General features: G+C 60.1%; 15 protein-coding genes. 7 read left to right on the top strand and 8 right to left on the bottom strand.

Features of this window, described 5'->3' with window-relative positions:
- Positions 1-110: 110 nt before the first annotated feature.
- The gene (locus SBL51_RS21975) at positions 111-626 is read right to left on the bottom strand and encodes a DUF1249 domain-containing protein (protein ID WP_317933334.1); all 516 of its coding nucleotides are present in this window, start codon (positions 624-626) and stop codon (positions 111-113) included.
- 137 nt (positions 627-763) lie between these two features.
- Positions 764-1,369 carry an NUDIX domain-containing protein gene (locus SBL51_RS21970; RefSeq protein WP_317933333.1) on the bottom strand — a complete coding sequence of 202 codons (606 nt, stop codon included), beginning with the start codon at positions 1,367-1,369 and terminating at the stop codon, positions 764-766.
- Positions 1,370-1,873: 504 nt separating this feature from the next.
- Between SBL51_RS21970 and SBL51_RS21965 the strand changes: the two genes are divergently transcribed.
- From SBL51_RS21965 to SBL51_RS21955, 3 genes are all read left to right on the top strand, one after another.
- On the top strand, positions 1,874-3,214 hold the full coding sequence (locus SBL51_RS21965; RefSeq protein WP_317933332.1) for a TolC family outer membrane protein: 1,341 nt from the start codon (positions 1,874-1,876) through the stop codon (positions 3,212-3,214).
- A gap of 367 nt (positions 3,215-3,581) precedes the next feature.
- Entirely contained in the window at positions 3,582-5,045 is a 1,464-nt protein-coding gene (locus SBL51_RS21960; RefSeq protein WP_317933331.1) for a rhomboid family intramembrane serine protease, read from the top strand.
- Positions 5,046-5,049: 4 nt separating this feature from the next.
- Positions 5,050-6,468 (top strand): B-box zinc finger protein, encoded by a 1,419-nt coding sequence (locus tag SBL51_RS21955; RefSeq protein WP_317933330.1) that lies wholly within the window; start codon positions 5,050-5,052, stop codon positions 6,466-6,468.
- Between the two features lie 25 nt (positions 6,469-6,493).
- On the opposite strand, the gene SBL51_RS21950 is transcribed toward SBL51_RS21955, so the two are convergent.
- Positions 6,494-7,099: a LysE/ArgO family amino acid transporter gene (locus tag SBL51_RS21950; protein WP_317933329.1), complete on the bottom strand. Its 606-nt coding sequence runs from the start codon at positions 7,097-7,099 to the stop codon at positions 6,494-6,496.
- A 115-nt stretch (positions 7,100-7,214) separates the two neighbouring features.
- Here SBL51_RS21950 and SBL51_RS21945 point away from each other — a divergent pair, with 115 nt between their 5' ends.
- From SBL51_RS21945 to SBL51_RS21935, 3 genes are read left to right on the top strand one after another with little or no spacing between them, the layout of a single operon-like run.
- Positions 7,215-8,093 carry a LysR family transcriptional regulator ArgP gene (locus SBL51_RS21945; protein WP_317933328.1) on the top strand — a complete coding sequence of 293 codons (879 nt, stop codon included), beginning with the start codon at positions 7,215-7,217 and terminating at the stop codon, positions 8,091-8,093.
- Complete coding sequence (locus tag SBL51_RS21940) at positions 8,090-8,542, top strand: GNAT family N-acetyltransferase (protein ID WP_317933327.1); 453 nt, start codon at positions 8,090-8,092, stop codon at positions 8,540-8,542. Before SBL51_RS21945 ends, SBL51_RS21940 begins: the two co-directional genes overlap by 4 nt.
- Positions 8,539-9,270, top strand: a complete 732-nt coding sequence (locus SBL51_RS21935; protein WP_317933326.1) for a sulfotransferase — start codon at positions 8,539-8,541, stop codon at positions 9,268-9,270. The genes SBL51_RS21940 and SBL51_RS21935 overlap by 4 nt, the downstream gene beginning before the upstream one ends.
- Here SBL51_RS21935 and waaA read toward each other — a convergent pair.
- From waaA to SBL51_RS21920, 3 genes are read right to left on the bottom strand one after another with little or no spacing between them, the layout of a single operon-like run.
- A complete protein-coding gene (waaA, locus tag SBL51_RS21930; protein ID WP_317933325.1) occupies positions 9,189-10,460 on the bottom strand; it encodes a lipid IV(A) 3-deoxy-D-manno-octulosonic acid transferase in 1,272 nt (423 codons plus the stop codon). The two genes, SBL51_RS21935 and waaA, sit on opposite strands and share 82 nt — an antisense overlap.
- Positions 10,460-12,310 carry a lipid A export permease/ATP-binding protein MsbA gene (gene msbA, locus SBL51_RS21925; protein ID WP_317933324.1) on the bottom strand — a complete coding sequence of 617 codons (1,851 nt, stop codon included), beginning with the start codon at positions 12,308-12,310 and terminating at the stop codon, positions 10,460-10,462. The genes waaA and msbA overlap by 1 nt, the downstream gene beginning before the upstream one ends.
- Before the next feature lie 35 nt (positions 12,311-12,345).
- Positions 12,346-13,362 carry a glycosyltransferase family 9 protein gene (locus tag SBL51_RS21920; protein WP_317933323.1) on the bottom strand — a complete coding sequence of 339 codons (1,017 nt, stop codon included), beginning with the start codon at positions 13,360-13,362 and terminating at the stop codon, positions 12,346-12,348.
- A gap of 364 nt (positions 13,363-13,726) precedes the next feature.
- Between SBL51_RS21920 and SBL51_RS21915 the strand changes: the two genes are divergently transcribed.
- On the top strand, positions 13,727-14,731 hold the full coding sequence (locus tag SBL51_RS21915) for a branched-chain amino acid aminotransferase (RefSeq protein WP_317933322.1): 1,005 nt from the start codon (positions 13,727-13,729) through the stop codon (positions 14,729-14,731).
- A gap of 33 nt (positions 14,732-14,764) precedes the next feature.
- Here SBL51_RS21915 and glnE read toward each other — a convergent pair whose 3' ends face one another.
- Together glnE and SBL51_RS21905 are read right to left on the bottom strand one after the other, a co-directional pair.
- The gene (gene glnE / locus SBL51_RS21910; RefSeq protein ID WP_317933321.1) at positions 14,765-17,761 is read right to left on the bottom strand and encodes a bifunctional [glutamate--ammonia ligase]-adenylyl-L-tyrosine phosphorylase/[glutamate--ammonia-ligase] adenylyltransferase; all 2,997 of its coding nucleotides are present in this window, start codon (positions 17,759-17,761) and stop codon (positions 14,765-14,767) included.
- A 38-nt stretch (positions 17,762-17,799) separates the two neighbouring features.
- Positions 17,800-19,554: a GspE/PulE family protein gene (locus SBL51_RS21905; protein ID WP_317933320.1), complete on the bottom strand. Its 1,755-nt coding sequence runs from the start codon at positions 19,552-19,554 to the stop codon at positions 17,800-17,802.
- Between the last annotated feature and the right edge of the window lie 116 nt (positions 19,555-19,670).

The raw sequence follows: 19,670 nt of genomic DNA, 5'->3' as shown, positions 1-19,670 counted from the left end.
AAAACAGTTGACTGAAAACTAAACACCTATTTGTCGAATTTTTGCAGCAGTCGACATTTTTAGGCCAGAGCGCACCAAAGTGGACCAGAAAAGAGCGGGAATCTTTCGACTCAACCGGCAATAGTAGAGATAACTCGCCCTCTGGCGAGGCAATGTGATAACCACTCCCCCAGGAACCGGTTAAGTTGAAACTTTTCATCCTGCTGATGCATGGCTTCGTTGGGGTAGTGATAGCGGGAACGGGTATTCCAGTGCCGCCCCCAGGAGACGACCTCCGCCATTTTGGCATCATGATAGAGGCGAACGCGCAACACCCGCTCCTGTTCATAAGGGTGGCTGGCATCCATCTGCTGCACCTCAACGGTGGTGGTATAGCGGGCGCTGTCGAGTAGCTTCAACTGCACCCGTTGCGAGGTCTTGTGGCTTTTGCCCTCCACCGAATACTCCCACAGCTCCCGCTCGGAGAGGTCGGGCAACAACTTGCACAGGCGCAGATAGTTGGCCTCACACTCAGCCTGCTGGGTGCGCAGGTCCACCGCGTACTGCGCTTTGCGCAATACCCGCTGTTTCATCTGGTTGATTGGATAGTTGATTGGAAAATCCCCCTTGATGCCGCGCGACGGCATGGTCCGTTAGTTGGCGCCATCGCATTCAAACTGGGTGGCCGATACTGTCCTAATTAAAAGCCGTCCTAATTAAAAGCCGCTCTGGTAAAACCGTCCTGGTTAAAAATAGATCAACAAAAAGTGCGCTGACAAAGGTATCACTGTTCCTCGATCAAGCTCAAACGGTTCGCCTGCAACCACTGCAAGCCAATGAGCGTGGCCGCATTGCTATAACGTTCATTATAGAGGTCGGCAAACACCGTCTCGGCCGGCAGTACGTGCAGTTGGATATCCTCCGCTTCGTCATCCAACCCAAAAATGCCTGCGGCGGATGACAGGTCACCCAGCGCGCAGTAGAGTTCGATGCGTTCGCTGGTGCCGCCGGGACTGGAGAGATAGGAGCAGATTTTCAGTAGTCTATCCGGGATGAACTGCGCCTCTTCGATCAGCTCCCGACGAATGGTCGACTCCGCTGAGTCATCGCCATCAATCATGCCGGCCACCACCTCAAAGCACCAGGGGTTGATGCCAGCGGCCATGGCGCCGACGCGAAACTGCTCGATCAATCCAATCAGGTCGTGCGCCGGGTCATACAGCAGCGCCGCGGCGGCGTGGCCCCGCTCAAACAGCTCGCGCCGCAGCGGCTGGCTCCAGCCGCCGGCAAAGAGGCGGTGGCGCAGGGTGTAGGTCAATATTTTAAAAAACCCACGATAACTCTCCCGCAGCTGTAACTGCTCCACATCCGCCGGTGAAAACTTATTCATAGCCTCGCCTGCAACCCGCGATCAAAAATAATTTTGAGTGCTCGCCACTGTTTGAACGTCTTTCAGAAAAGCCCTTTATGGCGTTATACTAGCCGCCGCGCGGTATTCGGGTGCCAGTAACTCTCCCGCAATAATTACCAGGAGCCACCCATCGCTTGCTGGTTCAACATAACCAAACTTTGGTAACACGAAATAGCCAGATTTTGGCAACACAATTTACTTTACAACTGTGCTGAGCGAACGATAGAAACACAAAGCCCACCGAATACCCAATACTTTTAACTCCACGCCAATCCAGTGCAACCTTTTGGCGATAGCCTTCGTCCAAGGGCTTCTTCGGCCAACAGCTTCATCTGCGCACTGGTACTGGCTGTCGCTTCGGCGAACTTACCCGGGCTTTTTACACATGGAGACAGGTAGCCACTTACCACTGGCTAAACATTATCTCTGGCCCCAATAGCCAGAACTCGAACATTGAATTCGAAATTCAAAAGGCAATGACGCATGACTAAAAAACCCGCCAAATACCTCTTTGGCCTTGCACTGCTGGCTGCGCCCTGGTTGGCACAGGCGGTCGACCTGCAAGAGGTTTACCAACAGGCTCTGGAAAATGAACACCGCTTAAAGGCCGATACCGCCGCCTATGAAGCTGGATTGCAAGCCAAGCCCCTGGCCCGCTCCGGCCTGTTACCGCAGATCTCGGCCAAAGCGACCTACTCCGATTTCGACTACGACACCGTAGTCAGCGGCCAGGATGTCACCATCCCTATCCGCGACATGGAGTACACCGTCTCGCTGGCGCAACCGCTGTTTGATCTGAACGCCTGGTTTACCTACCGCCGGGGGATACAGCTGAGCCAACAGGCCACCGCCCAGTTCGCCGCCGATCAGCAGTCTTTTATTCTGCGCGTGGCCAACGCCTACTTTAATGTGCTGCGTGCCGCCGATGTGCTCGACAACTCCATCGCCCGCGAGAAGGCGTTGAAACATCAGTTGGAACAAACCCAACAACGCTTTGAGGTGGGTCTTACCGCTATCACCGACGTCCACAATGCCCAGGCCAGTTACGACAGTGCCCGCGCCGACACTCTGGCCGACCGCAACCGCCTAGGGGTGGCCTACGATGCCCTGGAAGTGATTACCGGCAGCACCCACGACCAGGTCTCCTCGCTGGCCGACGACTTCCCGGTCACTGAGCCGGTACCCACTGATCGCAATCAATGGGTCGATTTCGCCCTGACCAACAACAACCAGCTGAAAGCGACCGAGCTGGCCGCCGAAGCGGCCCGCCAAAACGCCCGTGCTGCCCGCGCCAACCACGCGCCCACCGTCAGCGCCGCTCTGCAAAGCTCTACCACCGATGATCTGGAGGGCGATGTCGACGAGGAGCGCTCCGGCTTTGCGATCACGCTGAGCGTGCCGCTCTACAGCGGCGGTGGCATCAGCGCCCAGCGCCGGCAGGCGGCCTCGCAGTACCAGCTGGCCCAGGAGTCCTATCTGCAGACCAAGCGTGAGATTGTGCAGTCGGCCCGCTCCCAGCATCTGAGTGTGATCACCGACGTCGCCACGGTGGCTGCCCGGCAACAGGCGATTATCTCCAGCGAGAGCTCCCTGGAGGCAACCCAGGCCGGTTATGAAGTGGGCACCCGCGACTTCGTCGATGTCTTAAACGCGCAACAGGGTGTGTTCCAGGCGCGCAGTGACTACTACAACGCGCTCTACAACTACATCATCGATACTCTGGTGTTGAAGCAGACCGCAGGCACCCTCGCGCCGCTGGATATCCAAGACCTCAACCAGTGGCTCGACGCCGGCAAACCCAAGGCCCGCTCCAGCTACGAGTAACCCCTGTACCACGCCCGGACACCGCCCGGGCGTGACTCCCTGCTAAATCATCTCCCCTCTATATTGCCCCCGCCCCTAGAAAGCACTTGCCAAGCCCATTGGAACCACTAAGCTAATAACTCGCCGGCGGAATTAGACCCTGCCTATAGCACCAGAAATTCTAGGGCCTGTTAACACTAATTTAGCACCACTGCTGGAGGTCAGTTTTTTGTCCAGCTAGGCGCCAGCCGCTGATTTGGGCCCACCAAACTACGCGGCTCGCGCCTAGTTCGAGCTCATTTCAAGCTCAACAGAGGTGCTAAATTAGTGTTAACAGGCCCTAGCCACCCATTCAGACGCGACCAGAAAACCACTATAAAGAGCGCCAATGGTCATACTACCCACCGAAAAAAAGATCGATTGGCACCGCCCACCGCTGGTTGTTCTGGCGCTGTTGGTAATCAACCTGGTCGTATTTCTCTTTAGCCACAGCCACGACCAGCGCGCCTTCAAAGCCGCCCTCGACTACTACCAAGCCAGCGAGCTGCCCGATTGGGAGTGGCCCGCCTTTCAGAACTTCGCCATGAAAGCGGGCGACACCACTGAAGCCGAGCTGCAGGAACGGTGGCAGAACTGGCCGGACGAAGTTCTGGCCGAGATGGCGTTCGACCCGGAGTTCGACCGCTACATCGACTCCACCATCCAGTTTTACGCCACCAACAACCGCCAGGAACTGACCTGGAGCGAGCAGCGCAGCGCCCTGCGCAAACAGGTCAACAGCCTCAGCTACCGGGCGTTTGGCCTCGATACCAGCCACCTGAGTCTGGTCGACCTGATCAGCCATCAGTTTCTGCACGGCGGCTGGATGCATCTGATCGGCAACATGGTGTTTCTGTTTATCTGCGGCTTTGCCGTGGAGGCGAGCCTGGGCTCCCGCCGCTTCCTGCTCTTTTACCTGCTCGGCGGTATCGGTGGCGGCCTCTTTTTCTACCTCACCAATCTCTTCTCGGATGAGACCAGTTACCTGGTGGGTGCCAGCGGTGCTATCTCGGCGGTGATGGCGATGTACGTCACCCTCTTCCGTCTGAAAAAAATTGAGTTCTTCTATTGGGCGTTTGTGGTGGTGGGCTACTTCCGTGCCCCCGCCCTCTGGCTGCTGCCACTTTACATCGTCATCGAACTGATCCAGTGGCTGGCCAACGACGGCGCCAATATCGCCTACACGGCCCATGTGGGGGGCTTTAGCACCGGTTTTCTGCTGGTCTGGTATCTCATGCGCTGGCAGCAGGAGAGCATCAATACCGACTACTTGGAAGAGGACCAGTCGGTCGACCAGGAGGCCCAGGCCTTGGATAAGGTCTACCGCGCCATTGCCGACTACCAGTTTGAGCGGGCACTGGCTCTGCTCGACGCTATGCTGGCACAGTCGAGCCACGACGCCACCCGCCTATGGAAGATCAAATTGAATCTGGTCAACGCCCTCGGTGGCGAGTCAAAAGCGGAATTTCTAGAGGAGTGCATTCGCCAGAACCGGAAATTCGAACGTTTGGATGAGAGCATCGAACAGTGGTGGCGAACACTCACCGAAGCCCAGCGAATGCAAATCGAAAAGCCAATCCTCGCCCAGATTGGTATGCGCTTTCTCGATATCGACCACTACAAGCAGAGCGAGGCGATTCTCAATTACCTGTTCGACCAGGGATTTCGTGAGGCCATTATCGCCAAACTGGCCCGACGTCTGGCGCACTATTACGAACGCCAGGGGGTGATCAACAAAAAGGCCGAGTATACTCAGCTGGCCGATTCGCTGATTCAGGCCTCAATGGATTCTGGCATAAAGTATCAGGGATGAAACCATGAGCCACTGCAAATATCACCCGCTGGTGCCAGCGCTCTTCTATTGCAAGCACTGCCAAACGCACACCTGTGATAAATGCTGTGATGAGAAGCCAGCCACCAACGACGATGATGGCCGCCGCTGCTTTATCTGCAACAAATCGATGACTTTTCTGGGCGCCGCCCACACCGTCGAACCCTTCTGGCGGCGGCTCGATAAGATCTACCGCTACCCGCTCTCGACGCAGTCACTGCTGGTGATTGCCGGGGCCTCGCTGCTGGCGGTGTTTGGCACCTACAACCTCTGGTTTGTTCTGCTCCCCATCCTGTTGATGACCAGCTACAGCTTCCACTGCCTGGAGCAGACCGCCAACGGCCATCTGCAGGCGCCCAACTTTCAGGAGAGCTTTCATGGCGGCTTCAAACTGCTGCTGCAGCTGTTTGTCATTCTCTTTTTAGCGGGCGGTGCCATCAGTGCCGCCGGCCGCCTGCTGGGCGCGGAAATGGCCTTTTTGCTGGGCCTGGTGATGTTGTTCGTGGTGCCCGCCATCATTATTCTGCTGGCCATCAATGGCAACCTGGCCGAGGCGGTCAGTCCCACCAATGTACTGCGGCTTATCTCCTCCAGCGGTGCCGCCTACATCATCATGCTGCTCTTTATTTTCATCATGATGGCCTCGGTGGAGGTGCTCAGCGCCCTGATTGGCGAAGGCCACCGCCACATCCAGTTCTTTGCCCAGAACCTGATCTCCAACTACTACACCGTGGTGGTATTTCACCTGATGGGCTACCTGGTCTTCCAAAAGCAGGATGCCTTGGGCTTCTACACCGCCGACAGCGACTACACCCGCGAGCCCCGCTCCGATACCGAAATCGACCTGGCCCGGATTGAGGTACTGGTCAAGGAGGGCTACTACCAGCACGCCCTCGACCTCTACCGCGAGCTCCTGCCCAAACACGCCGCCAACCTGGCTATGTGGGAGAAGTGTCTGCGCCTGATGTGCCGGGTGGGCGAAGCCAAGCAGTTGGCCCGCTACGCCGATCAGTTCCTGCCGCGGCTGATGGCCCGGGATGACGAATTTGCGGTGGCCAACATCTACCGGGAGATCATTAAAAGCTGCCCCAACTACCAGCCAGAGACACCGGAGCTGGCCATCCGCTTAGGCCAGATCATGATGAACCTGGGCGACTACCGCGCAGTGGTGGCGGTGTTGAACAATTTTCACAAGCAGCACACCGACAAACAGCTGATCCGCGACGCCTATATGCTGTTGGCCAACGCTCTCGACCGCATCCCCTCCCTGGAACACAAGGCCGCCAGCTACCGCACCTTCCTGACCAAGCTAGACGCCAAACTCAAAGAGGAGCAGCTGCGCGAGGCCGAGCACAACCCGCTGGCCCGCTTCAACCGCCGCCCGAGCCTGGGCGACGACCTCTAGGCCAAACCATCTGACCAAACCGCACTCACAACACCAGCGACAACGCAATCGCCCACATGGTGCTGCCCACCAAGCCATGCAACACCTGCCAGGCACGGGGCTTTTGAAAGACCGGCTGCAGCAGCCGGCCGGCGACGCAGAGCGACACAAACCAAGTGGCCGAGGCGGCCGAGGCACCGAGTACAAACCAGAAGCGCTCGACAGCGGGCAGCTGCGCCCCCACCGAGCCCACCAAAATCACGGTATCGAGATAGACGTGGGGGTTGAGCAGCGATACCGCCAGCGTAGCCAGAATAATCGCCCGCCGGGCGCTGGCCACGGCGTCACCCGTCTGCAGGTGGTGGTTCTTGCGTATCTGGCGAAAGGCGGTAAAGCCATACCAGGCCAGGAAAAGCGCGCCGCCCCATTTAAACCACAACAACAGCTGCGGCGCCTGCTGCAACAGCAGACTCAAACCAAACACCCCGGCCACAATCAGCGCCACGTCAATCACAATGCAGATGGCCGCCATCAACCATTGATGCTGATTCTTCAGGCTCTGCGCCAACAACATGGCATTCTGGGCGCCAATCGCCATGATGAGCCCCAGGGTCAACGAATAGCCCTGGAACACCGGTAACAAACTACTCACAACTGCTCCTCAAAATCCTCTGCCAACCACCAGCGGGCTGGACAAGCGGGCGCCAGTTTAGGAGACTGCCGGATTCAATCAATCTAATTATTTTTAGCAGTCATTAATTTTTCTTATGAAGCTGGTTAATCGTCATTTGCAGGCCCTGGCCAAGGTGTTGGAGACCGCCAGCTTCGAGCAGGCGGCCAGCCAGCTGCATATCTCCCAGTCCGCGGTGAGCCAGCGCATCAAACAGCTGGAGCAGCAGTTGGGGCAGACCCTGCTGGTGCGCTCCACGCCACCCCAGCCCACCGCCATGGGCCAGCGGCTGATGCACTTCTACCGCCAGGCGCAGCTGCTGGAGGCAGAGGTGTTCCAGAGCGAAGCCGAGCCCTGGCAGACGCTTACCATCGGCATTAACGCCGACAGCCTGGCCACCTGGTTTTTTGGTGCCGTGGAGGCATTTGTCAAACGCGAAGGGCTGCTGCTCGATCTGCGCGTCGACGACCAGGACGAGACCCTGCGCTTTTTGCGCGCCGGCGAGGTCTCCGGCGCGGTCAGTGCCGAGGCCAAAACCATCGCCGGTTGCGACGCCTTTGCCCTGGGTACCATGACCTACCACTGCGTTGGCACTCCCGGCTTCGCTCAGCACTACTTTGCCGAGGGTGCCAACAAAGCGGGCTTCCTGGCGGCACCGGCGTTGCACTACAGCCCCAAAGACCAGTTGCAGGCCAACTTTCTGGCACGCAACTGGCAGATACGCACCAGCGACTACGCCTACCACCAGATCCCCTCCACGCAGAGTTACCTCGACTTCATTCTGCGCGGGCTGGCCTGGGGGCTGGTGCCCGAGCTGCAGTGCCAGGCACACTTGGCCAGCGGCCGATTGGTTAAACTCACCCCGGACACGCCCGTGCAGGTGCCCCTCTACTGGCACACCTGGACGGTAAAATCTGAACTCCTGCGCCGCCTCACCCGGCAGTTGCAGGCCTATTGCAGTAAGGAATTACGATGATCGACCCCCTAATCCGCTCCGCCAATGAGGGCGACCTCTCGACCCTGGTCGCCTTTAATCAGGCCATGGCTCTGGAGACCGAAAACAAAACGCTCGACCCAACGACACTGCGCCAAGGTGTGGCGGCGGTGCTCGCCGACCCGCACCTGGCCGGTTATCTGTTAGCCGAGGTCGATGGCCAGGTGGCGGGCAGCCTGATGATTACCGAGGAGTGGAGCGACTGGCGGGCCAAGCGCTTCTGGTGGATTCAAAGTGTCTACGTGGCACCGGCCTTTCGCCGGCAGGGGATCTACAGCCGCCTCTACCAGGCGGTGCTGGCCCGCGCCGGCGAGCGCGGCGATATCTGCGGTATTCGGCTCTATGTGGAGCAGGAGAACAGTCGCGCCCAGGCCACCTACCACAAGCTGGGGATGAAACAGAGCCACTACTACATGTTTGAGAGCGAGTGAGCCCCCCGCCGCCAGGCAAAATTCTGGTGTTGGGCCTGCCCCGCACCGGCACCACCAGCCTCTGCTGGCAGTTTCTGCAGCTGGGTTACCGCGTCGCCCACACCGCCTTTACCCGGGATGCCTGCAGCCGCGCTCAGGTGCTGGCCGACAGCCCGGTGTTTGCCGACTACGCCGAGTTGACCCCGCTTTTGCAACCCAGCCACTGGCTCTACCTGGAGCGGCCACTGGCCGAGTGGCTCCCCTCCATGCAGACGCTGCTCGACAAGATGCGTCGGGTACCCGCCGGGCGCCTGCAACCACTCACAGAGCGGAGTTTTACCCGGGTGTTTGGCAATTGGCGGCAGGGGTTAACAGAGGTCGAGCTGGCGGAGAGCTACCGGCAACACCGACAGCGGGTGACGCGGTTGGCCGAGCAGTGGTCACTGCCCCTGGTGAAATTGACGCTGGTGACCGCTACCGAGGCGCCCAGCAGCCAGCCGGCTGACCTCGATTTGGCCACTGCGCTCTCACAAGTGAACGCTGAACTGCGACCCTTGCGGCTGGATTGCCAGCTCAACAGCGGCCGGGTTAATGCCTGGGCGGAGTTGCACCACCGCAATAAGGTTGCTCCCCACTTTGCCGGCGCCCACGGCCGGCGTTACTTCGACTATCGCGTCGAGGCAGGCAGCATAGGCGCCACTGCCGCCAATATGCGCGCCAGTGCACCGCGGTTGGATTGTGCAAACTGACGCGCCTGCTCACCCAGCATCTGCGCCCGGGCGCTGTCACTCATCAGCTCGGTCAGAGTGGCGGCCAGCTCGGCGGCATTGGTTACCGTCAGCAGGCCGCCCGCTTCGGCCATGGCCTCAGCCAGGCTGGCAAAGTTGAAGCGATGGGGGCCGGAGAGCACCGGCTTACCCCAGGCGGCCGGCTCCACCAGATTGTGGCCGCCGTGCTCCACCAGGCTGCCACCCACCAGGGCGATATCGGCGGCACCGTAGAAGAGCATCAGCTCACCCAGGGTATCGAGCAGCAGAATATCGGTAGCGGCCGTCACCGCATCACCCTCGCTTCTCACCGCCACCTGCCAGTCGGCACAAAGACTTTCAATCTCCACCCGCCGCTCCGGGTGGCGCGGAGCCAGAATCAACAGGGTGTCGGGCTGCTGCGCTTTCAACAGCGCCAAAGCGGCCAGCACCATCACCTCCTCACCGGGGTGGGTGGAGGCGGCAATCCAAACCTGCGCCTGCGGCCAGCTTTGGCGCAGAGCCTGGGCCTGCTGCTTGAGCGCTGCCGGCACCGGCAGATCAAACTTAATGCTGCCACATACCGCCACCCGCTCGGGCGCCATGCCCAGGCCACGCAGACGCTCGGCATCAGCGGGGTACTGCATCAACGCCAGGGTGAGATTACTGAGCATAGTGCGGGTGAGGCCCGCCACCCGGCGATAGCCCCGGGCAGAGCGCGCCGACAGGCGGCCATTAACCAATACTGAATCGATCCCGCGCTTGCGGCACAGGCGCAGCAGGTTGGGCCAGAGTTCGGTCTCCATCACCAGCAACAGGCGCGGCTTAAAGTGGTCGAGAAAGCGGTGGATGGCTGGCGGCAGATCGTAGGGCAAGTAGACGTGTTGCACCCGCTCACCCAGGCGCTCGCGCACCTGGGCGGAGCCGGTAGGCGTGGTGGTGGTGATCAATAGTTGCAGGTCGCCACGCGCCAGCAGCGCTTCAATCAACGGCTGCGCCGCCAGAAACTCCCCCACCGAGACCGTGTGCAGCCAGACGAGATTGGCCGCCTCCGCTGCCGGGCCTGGGTAGTAGCCCAGGCGTTCGGCCAGCCGCTGGCCATACTCCGGCTGCAGGCGGGCACGCCGTTTTAACCGCAACCAAACCCACGGCAGGGCCAGGTAGCAGGCGCCGGTGTAGAGTTTCTCCAGCATTACTCCGCTTCTGGCCCAGCCGCCGGCTCGCTCTCGGCGAGCAGCTCCTGGCTGGAGTGCAGCCGGGCGTAGGCGCCGCCGCGCTCGAGCAGCTCGGCGTGGGTGCCGGATTCAACCACCTCGCCAGCCTCCATCACGACAATGGTATCGGCATTTTCGATAGTGGAGAGGCGATGGGCGATAACGATGGTGGTGCGGTTTTTCATCAGCTCGTTGAGGGCCGCCTGAATCTGCCGCTCCGATTCGGTATCCAGCGCTGAGGTGGCCTCGTCCAGAATCAGCACCGGCGCGTTTTTCAGCAGCGCCCGGGCGATAGAAATGCGCTGGCGCTGACCACCCGAGAGGCGCAGACCATCCTCGCCAATCAGGGTATCGAAGCCCTCTGGCAGCTGCTCGATAAAGTCCAGGGCGTGGGCGGCCACCGCCGCCGCGCGAATCTGCTCGCGGCTGCTGCCAGAGAGGTGGCCGTAGGCGATATTCTCGGCCACGGTGCAGTTAAACAGCGTCACATGCTGGCTGACCAGGGCAATCTGGCGGCGCAGGTTACCCAACCTGTAGTCCGACAGGGGCACGCCGTCGAGAGTGATGCGGCCAAATTCAGGCTCATAAAAACGGCTGATCAGGGCCGAGAGGGTCGACTTACCACTGCCGGAACGACCCACCAGCGCCACGGTTTTGCCGGCCGCAATAGTGAGGTTGATATCGCGCAGCACCGGCGCTTCGGCCGGGTTGTAGCGGAACCACAAGCCTTCGATAGCCAAGTCGCCGCGGGCGCGTTCAATCTGGAACTGGCCGTCATCCACCTCCGACGGGCTGTCGATCACATCGAAAATACTCTGTGCAGCGGTCAGGCCGCGTTGAATCTGCCCGTTCACCTGGGTCAGGGCACGGATGGGCCGGGCCAACAGGCCGGCCATGACGATGTAGGCCACATGCTCCTCGGGCGAGCCCTCGATCATCAGCACCAGCAGCATCACCAGGGCAATGGCCAGCGACAGAATAAATTGCAGTACCGGCGTCTGCAGGGAGTGGATCAGGTTGAAACGCACCCCCTGGTTGGTATTGCGCTCGCTGGCGCGGTCGAAGCGTTCCTGCTCGTACGGCTCACCGCCGTAGCCGCGCACCAGGCGGTAGCCACCCACGGATTCACTGGTGATATGGGCCAGGTCGCCCATGCTCGACTGGATGCGCTTGCTGTGCTTGCGAAACTGGTGGCTGGCGGCGGCAACTATCCCGGCCATAAAGGGCGCCACCAACAGGAAGATCGCCGTCAGTTTCCAGTTCTGATAGAAGAGGTAAACCAGTAGCGCAATAACGGTAAAGCCTTCGCGAAAGACAATTTTAACCGCCGTCGAGGTGGAGTTGCTCACCTGGTTGATATTAAAGGTGATCAGTGACACCAGTTCGGCGGAGTTGCGCGCGTCGTAGTAACGGCTGGGCAGAAAGAGCATCTTCTCAAAGACCTCTTTGCGCAGATCGTTGATAACACCGAGGGTCACCCTGGACATGGAGTAGTTGGCCATAAAGAAGCTGGCCCCCCGGGCGGCGGCCAGCACCACCACCAGCACCGGCACAAAATAGAGGCTGCTCGCCTCCGGCAGGCGCAGGGCTTTTATGAATTGCTCAATGACATAACCAAACGAAGCCTGGGTAAGGCTGTAGATCAGAAAGCCCAGAATCGATATGGCAAACAGGGTGCGGTAGGGTTTGACATAACCGAGCAGGCGCTTGTAGATCTGCAGGCCAGAATCACTGTAATCGCCCGTGTTCTCGTCCTGCGCTTGCTCAACTTGGGTCTGTTCGGCCGTCATTGGCTCGTTGGTTGTTTTCTCGATCTTCTCTTTTTCCATAACTTTTTAATGGCCCAGGGAGAGCCCAGACTCTTTTAGATGGGGCTTGCGGCAAACCGGTCACCCGGTTCAGAACGGTGGTTGGGAGTGTTGGGTAGGCCGGTAGGTGATAGCAGCTGTTGCAGGGCCACCAGCCAGTCACTGACATCCTCGGGCTCAGTGGCAAAGGGCACCACCCGCTGACAACCGCCAAAGGCAGTGCGATTATTATCGGCGTCTGTGTGTGCCAACCGCAATAGCGGCACACCAAAGGCGGCCGCCAGGTTGGACAAGCCATTATCCACCGCGATCACCGCCATCGAGTCGGCCATCACGGAAGCGATACCCGACAACTTCAGGTTGGGCAGCAGCACGGCGCCGGTGGCGGCGGCAATCGCCTTGAGGTAGTCGCCCGAGTTGCGATCCCGCCAGGCCAGGCGCACCTCGTAGCCCTGCGCCTGCAACTGCTGAATAAGCGCCGTGGCTTGTGCCCCCGGCATACGAATTTGCGGTTGCTTGGCGCCCAGCAGCAGGCATACGCGTTGGCGCTCACTGGCGATGGCAACAAAGCGGCGAATATCCAGGCCGTAGTCGGGTGGGGTGCGCCGTACAGCGTAACCGAGGCTGTGGCTGAACAGATTGCGAATCCGGTTCACCCGATGCAGGTCGGACTCTTCCGGGTGCCGGTAATGGTAGAGGTAGGAGCAGGTGCGTTTTTTGCGGTCGACCCGACTGAAACCGGCCGAGGCGCTGTTGAAGCTGCGCGCATAACCGGCGGAAATCCAGCTGCCGTGCAGGTCGATTACCCAGTCGTAATTGAACTTGCGCAGCTGTCGGCGCAGTTTTTTGGCATCGTCCGAAGCGAGCATCGACAACAGACCGTGCCGCCAACGGTGCATGGGAATGGTGAACACCCGGCCGACCGCCTTGTGCCAGTGGGGAACCTCTTCCCAGCGCTCGTCCACCACCACATCAATCACCAAATGCGGCAGCGCCTCCACCGCATCGGAGAAGGCGGGCAGACTCTGCACCACATCGGCCAAGTTACCTGCGTTAAGAACCAGTATTCTCACGCGTTTCCTCATGCACAGTATTGGTGACCCAAGCCACTAAGACAGGCCACCGAATCTGAATCGTTGCGCTAATGATCAATTAAATTACCGCCCGGGACGTTACCACAGTCACCATACGCCTTAACCCTGGCAATGCAGTGGTTACTGAGCCGTGTTGCAAAAGCAGAAGGTTAAAATGGGTAATAGGTCAAAACAGGCTAAAAATTAGGCCGGCAATCATACCGAAGTCTCTGCCAAACAACAGCTATAATTTTCTCTCTAAGCCCAGACCATGCCGTACCCCTGGGCTGCTATTCCAATTTGGTGACGGGCTAATTACAATTCGCGCTCGCATTTATTTACCCTTTTTTTGAGGTCTCGCCCTATGACTGCCTTTGGTAGCGTTTTCATGCCGGAAATGGCTCTATCCGAATTTAATGGAGAGCAATGGAGCGAACCAAAGATGGTCGCCAGCGACTGCATCAGCCTGCACCCAGGCGCCCACGTTCTGCACTACGCCAGCACCTGTTTTGAAGGTTTAAAGGCCTTCCGTCATGCCGACGGCAGCGTCAAAATTTTTCGTATGGACGCCAACATCGCCCGCTTTGCGCAGAGCAGCCGCCTGCTGGCACTACCAGCCATTGATCCCGAGCAGACCCGGCAGATGATCACCATGGCGGTCAGCCGCTTTGCCGACCAGGCACCCGAGGTACCCGGCTCACTCTACATTCGGCCCACCCACATCGGCACCGAGCCCGCCATCGGCAAGGCTGCGGGCCCATCCACCACCTCAATGCAGTATGTACTGATCTCCCCCGTGGGCGACTACTTTGCCGGCGGTGCCGATGTCGCTTTGCGGTTGCTGCTGGAAGAGGACGGCATGCGCTGTGCGCCGCACATGGGCCGCATCAAAAGCGGCGGCAATTACGCCAGCGCCCTGCTGCCAACACTCAATGCCAAGCGCGACTTCAAAGCCGACCAGATCCTCTTCTGCCCGGACGGCGATGTGCAGGAGACCGGTGCTGCCAACTTCCTGCTGATTGATGGCGACACCATTATCACCAAGGCTCTCGATACCAGCTTCCTGCACGGCATTACCCGCGACTCCCTGCTCACCCTCGCCCGCGACCTGGGCATGACCGTGGAAGAGCGCAGCCTGAGCGTGGCCGAGCTGCTCGAGCGCAGCCAGAAGCCCGGCTGTGAAGCGGCACTGTCGGGCACCGCTGCGGTAATGACCTCGGTTGGCACCTTGCTGCACAAGGGTAAGGAGTATCAGGTGGGCAATGGTAAAGCGGGCCCCACCACCAATCGCCTGCGCAAAGCATTGAACGATATTCAGTGGGGTCGCGCCGCAGACACGCACGGCTGGCTGGTCAGCGTCGACGCCTGAGCCTTTAACACCCAGGCTATTAAATAAAGAGGCCTAAACGTCCATCGCCAGGTAACGCGCCCAGATGCGTTGCACCTGCTCGCGGGCGGCCAGGAACTGATCCCCACCGACCACACCCGGCTGGTTCTGCAGCGCCAGCCGGTGGCCAGCCGAACGGTAGTTGATGTAGGCCTCCATCAACAACTGCACCTCATCCGTCGCCAACAGCCCCTCGCTGCCCATACTCTCCAGAATGCGCATGTTATCGGTGTAGTGCACCAGCTGCGGATAGTCGGCGGCCCACGCCAGCACGGTGTACTGCACTAAAAATTCGATATCGACCATTCCCCCGGCATCCTGCTTGATGTGGAAGTTGTCCTCTTTTGGCTTGGAGCCCAACTGAGCCCGCATCTTGGCCCGCATCTCGACCACCTGCTGACACAACGCCTTGGGGTCCCGGCGCTGGCAGAGAATCGCCGTTCGCAACGCCTGAAACTGCTCGGCCAGCCCGTCACTGCCAGCCACCGGCCGCGCACGCAACAGCGCCTGATGCTCCCAGGTCCAGGCCTGTTCGCGCTGGTAGCGCTCAAACGCCGCCAGGCTGGTGACCAGCAGGCCGGAGTTGCCCGACGGGCGCAGGCGCATATCCACCTCGTACAAACGGCCGGAAGGGGTGCGGGTATTGAGAATATGGATAATCTTCTGCCCCAGACGGGTATAGAAGGTTTGTGTATCGATGGATTTGGCACCATCGGTACAACCGTTTTGGTCACAGTCGTGGATGAACACCAAATCGAGGTCGGAGCCATGGGCCATCTCGATGCCACCCATCTTCCCGTAGGCGACCACCACAAAGCCCTTATCGAGCCGGGTGCCGCGCTCATCCCCCGGCCAGCCATATTTACCAATCATGTCGGCCCAGGCGATCTCGAGCACCTGCTTAAGCAGCTGCTCCGCCACCCAGGTGAGGTAGTCGCTGACCTTCATCAGAGTTAATGAGCCACTCACCTCACAGGCGGCCACCCGCAGCGCGTGGGCGCGACGAAAATAGCGCAACGCCTCCATCTGCTGTTCAAGGTCATCGGCGGGGATTGCCAGCAACTCCTGCTCCAGCTCACTGCGCAGCACCGAAGGTTCGGGCACACTGTGCAGGCTGGCGGCATCCAGCAGCTCCTCGAGCAATGCCGGGTGGCTGGTGATCTCCTGGGCGATCCAGGAGCTGGCAGCAAATAGCCGCAACAGGTGCGGCAGGACACCGGGGTTCTCCAACAACAGCACCAGGTAGGCGCTGCGTCGGGCGATGGTCTCCATCAGGGGCAGAGTGCGCGCCAGCAGCTCGGCGTCATCCAACTCTGAGGGCAGGTCCGGCCAGGAGAGCGCCCGCCAGTCCAATTCGACGATGGCCTGCAACAGCTGTGCGATCAGTCGATCGAGGCGGTCGCAGCTTTGCGGCGGCAACCCCGTCAGCACCCGGGCAGCGGCCAGCCGCTGCAGTTTTTCGATGGCGGCCGAGGCCGGATTGAGGCCGACTGCCTCGGCGATCTCGAGCAGCTCTTCGTCCGGCTGTCCCTGGCAGACCGCCTGCCACAGGCTTAACGGCAGTGCCGGCGCCGGCACTTCGGCATGGGCGCTCTCGCCCACCACCGACTGGAACTCGCGGTTAACCGTGCTGCGCACCCGCTCCAGCTCCGTGTGGAAATCGGGCCAGGAGGCAAAGCCCAAGACATAGGCCATGCGCGCCTGCTGTTCGCGGTCGTTAGGCAGCGCCTGGGTCTGGCGATCGTCCCAGGCCTGAATGGCGTGCTCCACCCGGCGCAGGAACAGATAGGCCGAGTCGAGCTCGGCCACTACCGCGGCCGGCAGGTGACCGAGCTCCTGCAACCGGGGCAACACCTTCAGCAGGCGCCGCTCCTGCAGTTGCTGCTCGCGGCCACCGCGCACCAGTTGGAACACCTGGGCGATGAACTCCACCTCCCGAATGCCGCCATAGCCGAGCTTCACATCCTCGGTTTTACGGCGCAGCTTCACCTCGCGGTTGATCAGCGCTTTCATTTCGCGCAGGGCATTGATCACCGAAAAATCGACGTAGCGGCGGTAACTGAACGGCCGCAACACCGCCATCAGCTGCTTCTGGCAACTTTTGCGGTAGGCCTGATCGATCCCGGGCAGTGCGGAGGCGGCCACCACCCGCGCCTTGATCATGGCGTAGCGCTCCCACTCCCGGCCCTGATTCTGGTAGTAATCTTCAAGGAAACTAAAGGTGGTCGCCAACGGCCCGCTCTGGCCCCAGGGGCGCAGGCGCATATCCACCCGGAAGACAAAGCCGTCGGCGGTTTGCGCATCCAGCGATTTAATCAAGCGCTGGCCCAAACGGGTAAAAAACTCTTGATTGGAGAGGGTTTTGCGCAGGGTCTGCCCCGCTTGCGCCCGAGTCTCGCCACTTTCAGGGAAAACAAAGATGAGGTCGATATCGGAGGAGAGATTGAGCTCCCAGGCACCCAACTTGCCCATGCCCAGCACCAGTAAAGGCTGTAACTGACCACTGTTGGCACCGATCGGAGAGCCCACTTCGTCAGCCAGCAGCTGGTAGTGGCAGTCGAGCGCAGTCTGCAGGCAGGCGGCGGCCAGGGCGGAGAGGTGTTCGGTGATATCGGTAACCGAGGTGAGCTGATTTAGCTCGGCCCAGATGATCGCCACCATGGCCCGGGCCCGCTCCCGGCGCAGCAAAGCATCAAGGGCGGTGACCAACGCTTTGGTCGGCAGGTCGGCGACCAGCGTAGCAAGGCCCGCCTGCAGCCGCTCGTAGTAGTCATCGGTGGCCGGCAGTGGCCCACCTGGGGCGGCAAGCTCCAGCAACCACTCGGGCCGAGCCAATAGCTGTTCACGGGCATAGAGGCTGCCCGCCAGGCAGCGGCCCAACTGTTCGCGGCTGCTGGCGGAGAGGGCCTCGTCGGTGATGGGCAGGGGATCGCCGTGACGCTCGGCCAGTGCCTGCCAGAAGGTAACCACCAACTCGGCGGCGTCACTGTCGGTAAACTCTATTTGGCTCATAGTGTATTGGTCATCAACACAGAACTCACGGCAGCCCCTTAATGCTCCAGCGGTGGCGCCACGCGCAGTACCTCTTCCAGAGTAGTCAGCCCGGCGGCAATTTTTTGGGCTCCCGACAGGCGCAGGGTGCGCATACCGTCGCGCATGGCCGCGTTGCGCAGCTGGCTGATATCGGTTTCGGGCTTGATCATGGTCGCGGCGGCACTGGTCATCGGTAGAATCTCATAGAGCCCCTGGCGACCCAGGTAGCCGGTATTGCGGCACTCCAGGCACCCCTCCGCCTGATAAACCACCTTCGGCATGGGCGCCTTCCAAGGTCGCACCAGCGCATCCCAGTCGACCTGGCTAATGGTGCCCGGCACCTTGCAGTGCGGGCAGAGGGTGCGCACCAGGCGCTGAGCCATTACCCCAAGCACAGTATTTTTAATCAAAAAGCTGGGCACGCCCAGATCCAGCAGCCGGCTGATGGCCGAGGGCGCATCGTTGGTGTGCAGGGTGGAGAGCACCAGGTGGCCGGTGAGCGCCGCCTGCACCGCCATTTGCGCGGTCTCCAGGTCGCGAATCTCGCCCACCATAATGATGTCCGGATCCTGCCGCATGAGGGTGCGGATACCGGCGGCAAAGTCGAACTCAATCTGTGGGTTGACTTGAGTCTGATTGAAGCTGTCTTCGACCATCTCGATCGGGTCCTCCACTGTACTGACATTTACCTCGGAGGTGGCCAATTGTTTGAGGGTGGAGTAGAGGGTGGTGGTTTTACCGGAGCCGGTGGGGCCGGTTACCAAGATGATACCGTGTGGGTTGTGCATCATCTTTTGCCACAGCGCCAGGTCGTCGCCCACCAGCCCCAGGTCGTTAAAGCTGCGCAGTAGCACTTCTGGATCGAAGATCCGCATCACCAGCTTTTCACCAAAGGCGGTGGGCAGGGTCGACAGACGCAGCTCCACCTCACTGCCATCGCCACGCTTGGTTTTAATGCGGCCATCCTGGGGTTTGCGCTTCTCCGCCACGTTCATGCGCGACAGCACTTTCAAACGGCTGACCACGGCGGTGTTGATGGCGCCGGGCAGCTCATACACCTGGTGCAAAATGCCGTCGATACGGAAGCGGATCTTGCCGATCTCCCGGCGCGGCTCGATATGGATATCACTGGCGCGCTGGTCGAAGGCGTACTGCAACAACCAGTCGACAATATTGACGATATGCTGATCGTTGGCCTCGGGATCCTTCATGCTGCCCAGTTCGAGCAGCTGTTCAAAATTGGTGACGGTGGAGTTTCCGCCCAGACCGCGCGCCCCGGAGATGGAGTTACTCAGGCTGTAGAACTCCACCATGTAGCGTGCGATATCGGCCGGGCTGGCCACTACCTTGCGCACCTGTTTGCGGCTGACATGCTCCAGCTGGGGAATCCATTCACTGGTGAAGGGCTGGCCGGTGGCCACCACCACTTCGTCCTGGCGCACCTCGACACAGAGGATGCCGTGCCGCTTGGCAAAGGCGTAGGACATCACCGAGGTGGCCTTGGCGACATCGATTTTGAGTGGGTCTATATGATAGAGGGGCAGCTTGGCCTTTTCGGCCAGCCACTCGCTGAGCTGTTCATCGCTCAGCTTTTTACCCGGATGAGCGAGGTCCTCCAACTCCTGGCTGGCAATAAACGCCAGCGGATGCATCAGCGCCTGCTCGCGGGAGCGCGGCGTGCCGGCCAGCACATTGGCATCCCCCTGATCCAGGCGGCCATCGGCCACCAGATCATCCAAACATGTGCGCAACTCTATGCGTCGATCTGCCAAATGAGTCTCCTACGGCCTACATCCTGCGGCCACTGAACTAGCAATGAAATGTATGAATTGTAATGCTGGTGACGCTTTAAGCAAATTGCCGCCCCCGTGAACAGCAGTCACCCACA

This window comes from Halioxenophilus sp. WMMB6 (assembly GCF_033283405.1).
Taxonomy (GTDB): domain Bacteria; phylum Pseudomonadota; class Gammaproteobacteria; order Pseudomonadales; family Cellvibrionaceae; genus Halioxenophilus.
This window is presented reverse-complemented; position numbering and strand designations above follow the sequence as displayed.